Origin of the sequence: Paenibacillus glacialis, assembly GCF_001637205.1 — a bacterium.
GTDB lineage: Bacteria > Bacillota > Bacilli > Paenibacillales > Paenibacillaceae > Paenibacillus_AQ > Paenibacillus_AQ glacialis.
The window spans coordinates 1-8,987 of sequence record NZ_LVJH01000023.1 but is presented as its reverse complement, the minus strand read 5'-3'; the positions used below and the strand labels follow the sequence as shown (position 1 = coordinate 8,987).

Genomic DNA, 8,987 nt, shown 5'->3' with positions numbered 1-8,987 from the left:
CGCCGCAAGCAGGATATCCGCAGCGCGACCATCGCAGGGCTGGTAATCTCCATCGTGCTGTATGTCGGCATCAGCATCCTGACTATGGGCCTGCTGACACAGGACCAACTTATGGCTTCCCAGAACCCGCTGGTGGACGGCATTTCCACCGTGCTGGGACCCATCGGCGGTAAGCTGCTCGCAGGCCTCGGACTGATCAGTCTGCTCGGCTCCACGATCGGCTGGGTGCTGCTTAGTGCCGAGGTACCGTATCAGGCGTCCAAGTTGGGCGTGTTCCTGCCGTCTTTTTCCAAGGAGAATAGTAAGGGCATGCCGAAGGTATCACTCTTGATCTCTATCGCACTCGGCCAGATTTTGCTGCTGTCCACGATCTCGGGTTCCATCTCGGCGGCGTTTGATTTTATTATCTATATCGCTACGCTCGCCTTTCTGGTGCCTTATCTGATCGCATCGCTCTACCACCTCAAGCTGACCTGGACCGGCGAAACCTACTCGCTGCAGAAGGAGCGGGTGACCGAGGGGATCATTGCGGCTTTGGCCGTCATCTACTCGCTATGGGTCATCGTAGCGGGCACCACGGATCTCAAGACGTTCCTGCTTGGACTCGCGCTGATTATGAGCGGCATCCTATTCTATCCGCTTATGCTGCAGTATCGGAAAGTCTAAACAATACAATGTAAGGTCAGGTAGCGTTAAATTCAGAAAAGGCGCGTAGCGCCGTTTGGTTTATGAGAAAGCTACGACGGTTATGAATACATGTCCTTGTCTCTCGACACGAAACGATGTGTCACATTATATAAGTGCTCTCTTGTTCCATTTAACATTCAAATGACCCAATAGATGTGCGCTCCTTCTAAAGTGCGTCATCTTATGGGTCATTTTAATGAAAAGCAATTGTATTACTTTATGTAGCAATAACTATTAACGATTATTCTGAATACCACCATTCAACAGCTACATTCACAGTTATTATTCTGTACAGTCAAAGAAATAACTGGGAAATCCTTCGTTATCCAAGCGCCAGACCACCGCAAAGCACTTTAGCCTTTAATAGGATAATGGGAGCTTTCGCAGCAGTATTACATCAAACATATGAAATGTAGAAAATGCTTATACCCCTATGTTTAAAATCCCATAATGAATAAGTTCTTCAAATTTATTTTCTTTATAGATATGCTGTAATAAAACACCTTCTTTCACCATGCCAGATTTTTGCATAACCCGTCCAGAGCCAGGATTTGAAGCAAAGTATCTCGCATATCCTTTACCCCAATGCTCCTCACCTATCCAATATCCAAGTTCACCATTTCTGTGTGTTTGGTTATTTGTAAGTCCTAAAGCTCCATAAAGCTCGTTTGTACTTTTATCAGTAATGGAAAACTCATATGATTTATTATTGTTAAAATTATTTTCATGTGTTTGAATCCATGATATCGCACAATCAATGGGGTATGGATAAGGTAGAGTTAATGTACTTTTGTAGATATTATAGTTATTGCAGAGTTCAGAGACACGATGTGCATCAGATAATTCAAATGATCTTAAAATCAATCTTTCAGTAGTCATTGTTCTCAGTTCTTGATTGTACACTGTGATACCTCCGTTTTAGTTAATATAATATTGTGAGAGCCTGAAAGCACTACGTCATTCCCCTCCACTGTTAAGTACTTATTCTCTATTTCAAACTGTCGCACTTCATATTACAATCCATCTTATAAAAAAAAGAACTTCCCGTCGAATAAACGAGTGTTCTTCAAATAATGTGTCACTTAATACAAAAGTTTAATAATGGAAACGGTGCGTCAACTATTTTTGTCATTGTATAGGGATTTTTGGTGAAATTACTTTTATTAATACCTTTCGATTTCATGTCCTTAAACTCTTCTATTAACTCAACCTTTGTTGAAGTATAACTGCTAGATCTTCAGCTGTTTCCCATACAATTGGACGGATATCTTTTATTTGTACAAAAAGTTTATCGGCATCTCTGCTGTTCACGGTCCATATCACTGGGATGTTCAAACCGAGCGCATAGCCCGCCGTAAAATACACCTCAGGGGATTGTCCAGTTAAATCCGCGATAATCATTTTACTGTCCGCGATAAGCTCTAAGGAATACTTTTCTCGATTATGAGTATTCGTATGTGTAAGCAAGCGCGGTTGATAACCGCATTGCTCGATTTTAGTCAACAGCTTATCAAGCCACACTTTGCGCAAATCCTCCTCATCCGAGATGAGAACGACGCATGGCTTTAATTTCTTGCTTCCGGCGCTTGCGGCAACTTCACGCCATCCCTTTTCCGTAAGCTTAAAGTTCATACCTTCCCTGATAAGCACCTTCTCATTAATCAGCTTATCAATGATATATACCAGCTCTTGCAGATTAAGAGAATACGTCAGGTTATAGTTTCTGGAGAGTGGTTGAATAACAACCGGTTTCCCCGGGGCTTCGGCATGTCTATACAAATATTGCAGTAGACGGATTCCCTTATCTTCGATAGTTATAGGAATGTTCGGAGAATTTACAATGGATTCTAAATCGTCGGCCGAAAGAGTGACCTTTTCATCACAATCTGTAATCTCCCGGATATAGGCCGATACTAAATGCAGCATGTTGCGTTTCTTTTGGTGCGGGAACGAATTAATAGGTTCGTAGCTGTCTCTCAGAAGGCTATAGAAACCGCAGGGTGAACAGGAACAGCCTATATATCTATCGTAATCGCCTTCTGGTTGAATGGGGACAATCTCATCGCAGAACAAACAGTGTTTCTTAATCATGACAACTCATCACCTCTTATCAATTGGTATCCACTACCTTAACAATATTTTTTTGAAAAGTAGACAAGAAGATATTTCCTACAGCTCGAAAACGAGGTCTCCTAGTTTCTTCTTCAACCATAATCGTACAACATCTTACATTATTTCTATCGTAAACTTTGTAAACTTCTTCTGTTCTATTAGAGCCATGAAAAATCCCCTTTGATCAACAGTGTTAAGTCCACAATATCAAGAACTTTGTTTTCACTGTCTACCATAAGGGGATAATCAAAAAAATCGATAGAATGTACGGGCAGTTTAACGCAATAGCGACTGAGATGTTTGAATTGGTGGCTCAATTATACGATAATAGAATTTCAAATTAAAATAGAATTGAGTTGATAAGATGATTTTCAATAAAATGGTGCCTGAGTTATCTGTGAGTAATATAAATATATCGAAAAAATTCTATATTGATATACTTGGTTTCAAAGTGGAATATGAAAGAGAAGAAGATAATTTTGCTTTTATTTCACTTGATGGTGCTCAATTTATGTTAGATGAAGATGTTAATGGAAGTTGGAGTACAGGAATGATGGAATATCCATTTGGTAGAGGAATTAACTTTCAATTTTTTGTGAAAGATATAGAGGAAATTATATTAAATTTAAGTGATAATAATATAAAATTATTTAAAGAACCTTTTGTTAGTGAATATAGAATAAACTTAGAAAGGCAAGTATTTAAACAAATATTGGTACAAGACCCAGATGGATATTTATTACGATTTTCTACCCGAGTATCTTAAAAAAAACAAGTTGTTTGGATTTTCTTCATCACTAAACTTTTCTTCAACTTGTTTTAAAGATAATATATCAATTAATCGAAAACCTGTCGCTTCCATCAATAAAAGAATAGGTAAATATTGTTTTTCAATCAAGTTTAGATTATCAACTATTTGTGCCCATACATAATCAGAAACATAATCATCGTCTTGTTTAAACTGTTCCAAAAGTCGTACCTTACGAAACTTAATGAAAAGAAGAAGTCGACGACTTCTCCCATTTGTAAAATTCGATTTCATCAAGAAATATTACTTGCATTTTTATAAAAATTTTCCGCTTCATCCCGAATTTGTTTCCAATCTTCAAAGGCCAATTCAAGCTCTAAAGCAGCAATGAATTCCTCCAAATTTTCGATATCCTCAATATTGTCTGCCGTATCTTTTAAATCATAAGATATAGCGCTCCATATTCTATGGACTTTTCGAATAATAGGCAAAACAGAATCTCTATAAATTGCCATTGTGGTGAGTGGGCGAAATAAAAACCTAAATATGTTATTTACAACAACATAATCATCCGCAGTTCGCATTGAGTTTATAATCGGCGGCTTACATTTATTTATTACGGCATCGCATTCTAAAATTACGGAATAAAATTCAGAGATAGATGTTGCCATAGATTGAGACTGTTGATAATATGTCTGTGCATGATTAGATAAATCTTTACATATATTTACGAATTTTGATTTAGTATTTGGAGATAATTTACCATTTAGTGCTTCCGATATTATTTGATTAAGATCATTATAATATTTAATAGTGATTAAATCTGCAAAGGCTACAATGTTTTGAGAGAGGATAAGTATACCTTTATGCCCTCCATTATCCCAAAAGTCACACTCTTCTTTTACCTTTGAAGTAAATGCTGTTGCTTCTTCAACTCCAATGCGAAAAGAGTCACGCTGTATGAGACTATCCCAAGATTTTATAAATTTCCCTTCATGTATATTAGATATTAAAATCCTTAACTGATCTACACGGGTTGGTGCTGAGATACAATTATTCAAATAATTAGCGAATTGACGCCATTCATCTATTGTAAGGAGAAAAGGGGAATATTTCCCGCCTAATTCACGTGGAGAAAAGACTAAATGGTTCATGTAAACACCCCTCTAGATCATTGTTATTTGTATTTACTCATTCCATTTTAGAAAAATTCGATTAGATCATTTAAGACAGGATTTTTTTCTTATAATTAGCAACAAGAGATCCTGCTAGTTCCATTCGAATTTTTGTAACGTTAGAAAGATCTGGTCCAGCCTGTACTTTAATTGTCCAAGTTGTAAAGGGATTTGGAATAAAGTAATCGTAAGCAAATTCTTCAGCTATCGTGCCATCAGTAATAATCGTTGAACCTACATAGCTAAAACCTCGATTAAAGGGTTCTGTATTAAATTGAAACTTTTTATTTTTATAATCATCATAATAATGGCCCGAATTCGTAATCCGTATTTGTACTTTAGAAGTAGCGTCAACTCCATCTAACCAAATTCGCATTAATTTAAGCCGAACACGATACTCGTTTTCAAAAAATGAATCCTTTAGGTTGATTTCCCAAGAAGCTTCTCTCGTCTCCTTCAGGGATTCCAAAGTCTTAGAATCTGTAATCTCTACTATTCGATTTTGAAATGGTTGAGGTGGTGGATTAAATTGTTTTAAAGCTTCCATGCAATCCCTTTGTAATGTAGCAACATCAACTTTTAATTCTGATACATCTTTTAAAATATTAGGATTTACATCTGAATCACGGAGAGCCCAATACTTATACGCATGTTTATAATTTGCTAAAGCTACAAATAGAATTTGCTTTATATCTAAATAGCGTTGATATAACTTTTGTTCCATTTCTTCGTTTTCAGATTCTTGTCCTTCCAGATTCTTAATGTATTCTTTCAATCGTGCAAGATCTGCTTGGTTTATGTGTTTTTCCATCAACAGACGAAACAGTTCTTGACTACAACGAATGATTGTCACTTGATTCGAAGCAAGTGTTTGCCCATAGACAGCTAGAATATCTAATGAAAGTAGATATTCTCTAGCCCCCTCAATCTCTTTCTTAATAGCATCTTCTAAAGCAGCCGCTGTTTTCAACTGAAATACTTTCCACGTTGCTTCTCCAGTCAGATCCTCTTTGGGCATTTCCCACTCCGTTTCTTGAATCTTTTTAAAGAGTTCATCTGGGAAATCCATATCAGTAGACGCTTCTGATATCTCGGCAGCTAATGCATATATTTTATTAATTAATTCAACTAATTCATTAAGTTTTTCCATACATTCTTTTAATGTTTGCGCTAATGAAGCTAGCTCACCTCCAGCTTCTATTACTTCTTTTAAACTGTTAATTATATCGATAATTTCTCCGGGTGCAGCAGTCCCTCCTGTAGCAATTATCGAACCCATAGATTCTGCAAAATTGAGAATAGCGGTTACCATTTTAAAAGCTAACTTCATCTGTTGTTCATAATGATATTTTTTAAGCCCATACTCGAAATCAATTTTAGCTATTGTTACGATATGTTGCTGTTTTTCGAATTGATGCAAGGATGATTCAACAGCATTCTGAGTACTTCTCAGATTGTCTTTTGCTTGATTAATTAGTGTTTCTTTAAATAACAATGTATCCTGCTCATGCTGGAGCATAAGAGTAGCTGCTGCCTTTCGATCTGCAATTGCCAAGTTTTTATCTAAGTAACGGTGATATTGTTCTTCAAACGACTGCGCTGCAGCCAAGAAAGCAGCAATTTCATCTCTATAAAGCTCTTTATCTAGAAGTGGAACAAACGTATTCTCACCATGGTTAGCAGTTAAAATAGTAAGTAATGAGGTGCTTTGTACACACAATGAATTTAAATCTTTATTCTGAGCTGTAAAAGCTTTCAACCAATTTAATTGACGAATTGCAATCCCAGGTTGAGATTCAAAAAATAGACAAGCAACTTGAAAAACAGACATAAAAAGTTTTGAAAATTGAGGTGTAGGAACGACATATGTGACCTCTTCTATTGTGAATTTACCATCCTTGTCAGACAATCGGACTCCCTTATTTGTAAGCTCAATAGAATGGGGTGGGGTTGACCCTTGACCATAACTTGGCACAGCATGTAACGTTCCAGCAAGCTCAAGCCCATAGATTGTCAACTGTGCGCGTTTTTTTTCACTTTGATAATCTAATAGGATCTCTGCGGTACCCTCTGATTCTATTTCCACACGTCTTGTTCTAATAATTAGTTCCATATCTTTTAAAATGCAGCTAAAATTTGCAGGTATTCTAACAACATCAGCATAAATTAATATAGCGATTGGCTGTAACTTTTGTTCCTCAATTTCCTTGTATACCTGGCCTAAATCAACAAATAAACTACGAATTTCATATTTTACTTTAGTAGAACTTGAATAAAATGTTCCTGGAATGTGTTGATTATTCAACAATTCTTCATATAGTCTTTTATAATCCATTTTATTAGCTATCATGTATTTCCCCCATTTACATCAAATTAGGGACAAAAGAAGTTACACAAGTGAGAATTAAATCTCTGTTTCTTGTTCTTCCTTTGCCCCTAACCTGTATTCATAGTTAACCACTCAATTCATATACTTACGCAATAACAACTACTCTACTGATTTATAAGTTAATACCCTAGATAGCACATCATTTTGTTATATATGCTCTATCCTATTCATTTCTTTTAATGTACTTATACTTATGCGATATATTGATCAACTATAAAATCTACATCTGCATTAACTCGGAAATCATCTGCTTGTTTGCCCACTTTTTCCCATTGTAAAATTGCAAAGTCAATTCCAAGGTCGGCAAATTCCGGATCATCATGAATATCTTGCATTGTAATTATTGAAAGTGCTAAAAGGTCAAAATGAAGAGAATTCCAAATCCCCTTGATTTTATCAATTACAGGAAGAGCCTCCTTTATCTGTTTTTCGGTTCTGTCTGTTCCCACATCTGCCTTATCGAGTAAAGACATTAAATAAACATTTCGCTGTATAATTGCATCTGTTGCTTCGATTTTTTGTTTTGTAGCCTCAATTTTAGCCTGTAACATTTTCCCTTTCGTACTGTCGAGAATTCCCTTTAATATAAAACCAAAAACAGGACCAAGTAATAAAGACAACCAAGATTGAGATTCATAATCTTCGAATTCGTCTGTATATTGTTCTAGCTCTTTCCGCAAATTGTCTACTTCATCTCTAAGTTTTATTTCTTCTTCGCTATTTTTTCCATACAAAGCATCATATTTACCTTTAACAGTTATTAATTTTTTATAATCAGAAGCTGTATCAGTAGCGAACTTTCCAACGGCCCCCGCTAATGTTCCAGCATGGTCACCGAACTCTTCCGCTTCACTCGCTAACTTTTTACAAATTTTCTGGAATTTTTCTAAGGCCACAGTATCACCTTCTAAAATATCCGGTAAATATACAAGTAAGGGTGCATAGTAAACTTTTGCTCTTCCTGAATACTCAACAATTTGATGCGCAACATCAAGAATTCCTCTGTAGGTAGTACCGTTCCAGTTTGTACAATGATTTTTAATACTTGTATTAACTGTATATAACTCTCCGAAATCTGGAAGTTCTGCTGAGTTATCCAACACTAAAGCTTTACGCATCTCATTAACATTTACAGGTAAATATGCACCATCACCTGTGTATTTTTGAATTTTAACCCATTCTTCTTTTTTTAGTAAAAAAGGAGAATCTTCCTTACCTCCAAGATTTCTTGCTGAAATATCTCTTTTCACCATATCAATACACCCTTTCTATTTCACAAAATTAATTCACATTATTGGTCATACTCCTACTATAGCGAACAATACGATCAACATTTCGAACTTCAAACTTTACATAGTAAAGTAAAATACAAGAACAATAATTAGTTCAACCCCTTCTTAAATTGGATATTTTTTACATACCATTGAGTGTATGGTGTTAACAAATAATTTAGAATTGAGAAATATATATTGTCGACTTAAGTCCAAGAAGGTTCTAGTGCAAAAACTTCAATAATTGCAATAGATCTCTAAATGAGATACTGATACTAAATAGAAACAATATTAACCAGAGATTATTCTTCTCACTGTCAGATGGTACCTACGGTATAACCTTAGTTTTCCTAATCTTGTAGAAATGATGGAGGAACGTGGCCTATCAATGACTCGTGGAGAGCAGATGAAACATACATAAAAGTAAAAGGACAAAGGATGTATTTGTATCGTGCAGTCGATTCAGAAGGGAATACGATTGATTTTTATCTAAGTGAATTAAGAGATAAACAAGTAGCCAAGCGCTTTTTTAAGAAAGCCTTGGCTAACTACACGTTACTTCAATGAAAAAAGCAGGCTACCGTTGAAGTGCTCCCTGTCAAGTG

8 protein-coding genes and 1 pseudogene are annotated in these 8,987 nt (G+C 36.1%); 3 read left to right on the top strand and 6 right to left on the bottom strand.

Features of this window, described 5'->3' with window-relative positions; all coding sequences use genetic code 11:
- The coding region (locus tag PGLA_RS13595) for an amino acid permease (RefSeq protein WP_145939551.1) at positions 1-666 on the top strand (666 nt) is incomplete at its 5' end.
- A gap of 444 nt (positions 667-1,110) precedes the next feature.
- On the opposite strand, the gene PGLA_RS13590 is transcribed toward PGLA_RS13595, so the two are convergent.
- Entirely contained in the window at positions 1,111-1,566 is a 456-nt protein-coding gene (locus tag PGLA_RS13590) for a GNAT family N-acetyltransferase (protein ID WP_068533582.1), read from the bottom strand.
- 321 nt (positions 1,567-1,887) lie between these two features.
- Positions 1,888-2,778 (bottom strand): hypothetical protein, encoded by an 891-nt coding sequence (locus PGLA_RS13585; RefSeq protein WP_068533580.1) that lies wholly within the window; start codon positions 2,776-2,778, stop codon positions 1,888-1,890.
- A 385-nt stretch (positions 2,779-3,163) separates the two neighbouring features.
- Here PGLA_RS13585 and PGLA_RS13580 point away from each other — a divergent pair, with 385 nt between their 5' ends.
- Positions 3,164-3,565 (top strand): bleomycin resistance protein, encoded by a 402-nt coding sequence (locus PGLA_RS13580; RefSeq protein WP_068533577.1) that lies wholly within the window; start codon positions 3,164-3,166, stop codon positions 3,563-3,565.
- On the opposite strand, the gene PGLA_RS13575 is transcribed toward PGLA_RS13580, so the two are convergent.
- The 4 genes from PGLA_RS13575 to PGLA_RS13560 all read right to left on the bottom strand — a co-directional run bounded on the left by PGLA_RS13575 (position 3,539) and on the right by PGLA_RS13560 (position 8,364).
- Positions 3,539-3,769, bottom strand: a complete 231-nt coding sequence (locus PGLA_RS13575) for a hypothetical protein (protein WP_145939550.1) — start codon at positions 3,767-3,769, stop codon at positions 3,539-3,541. The genes PGLA_RS13580 and PGLA_RS13575 overlap by 27 nt on opposite strands.
- A 71-nt stretch (positions 3,770-3,840) precedes the next feature.
- Entirely contained in the window at positions 3,841-4,701 is an 861-nt protein-coding gene (locus PGLA_RS13570) for a hypothetical protein (RefSeq protein ID WP_068533574.1), read from the bottom strand.
- 70 nt (positions 4,702-4,771) lie between these two features.
- Positions 4,772-7,072 carry a coiled-coil domain-containing protein gene (locus PGLA_RS13565; RefSeq protein ID WP_068533572.1) on the bottom strand — a complete coding sequence of 767 codons (2,301 nt, stop codon included), beginning with the start codon at positions 7,070-7,072 and terminating at the stop codon, positions 4,772-4,774.
- A 230-nt stretch (positions 7,073-7,302) separates the two neighbouring features.
- Positions 7,303-8,364 carry an alpha-xenorhabdolysin family binary toxin subunit A gene (locus PGLA_RS13560; RefSeq protein ID WP_068533570.1) on the bottom strand — a complete coding sequence of 354 codons (1,062 nt, stop codon included), beginning with the start codon at positions 8,362-8,364 and terminating at the stop codon, positions 7,303-7,305.
- Between the two features lie 319 nt (positions 8,365-8,683).
- On the opposite strand from PGLA_RS13560, the pseudogene PGLA_RS26795 reads away from it, so the two are divergent.
- A pseudogene (locus PGLA_RS26795) lies at positions 8,684-8,928 on the top strand (DDE-type integrase/transposase/recombinase); the annotation flags it as partial.
- Positions 8,929-8,987: the final 59 nt, after the last annotated feature.